At 35.4% G+C, this 618-nt stretch carries 1 protein-coding gene; it reads right to left on the minus strand.

The annotated features are described in order from the left end of the window. Nucleotides 1-155: 155 nt before the first annotated feature. Nucleotides 156-618, minus strand: a 463-nt coding sequence (locus L1D51_RS21645) for a hypothetical protein (RefSeq protein ID WP_239964855.1), incomplete at its 5' end; no start/stop codon positions are given.

Genomic DNA, 618 nt, shown 5'->3' on the forward strand with positions numbered 1-618 from the left:
TTGTATAACTGTGAGACTATTATTTTCCCCTAAAGCTACTTTCCTCGCTCTTTTAAGCAAATTTTACTATAGCTAGCGAGGTAACAGCTTTTAAGGGTGATTAACGAGAACTTTTCAACAAAAAAGTACGCTCAAAGCTAGAGGATAAATCCGGTTTATAATACAGCTCGATAAAAAATATCCTTAGTAATAACTTTTCCAGCAGAATCAGAAAAGTAGTTTGTAGTGCCAACCATTTGATCGAGGTTCGAATTAAGGCGAACTACTATAGAGCCGCTAACTGAACCTCCGGTATTGTCTTGCTCAAACGCTAAAACTAAATTCCTACCGGAGATTTTTCCTGAATACTTAAATTCACGTTGTTCTGAAGAGCCATTCCTAGATATTAACCTAGTTGCTTTTACAGAAACATAAGTTCCACGTTGTTTAATCGATATTCGCCCCACTACATTTCCATTTTCTATATCTGTGTATTCCCATGTTTTGTGTAGCTTCACAGAATTAGAAAATATCATTGTAATTTCCGGTATTAGGAAATCTTTTGCGACCCAGAGTACTAGAGCACCAACAATTGCAGAAACTATTATATTAAGAAGATCCAATATTACACCTAAAGTA

It is taken from the genome of Pseudoalteromonas shioyasakiensis (assembly GCF_022398475.1).
GTDB lineage: Bacteria > Pseudomonadota > Gammaproteobacteria > Enterobacterales > Alteromonadaceae > Pseudoalteromonas.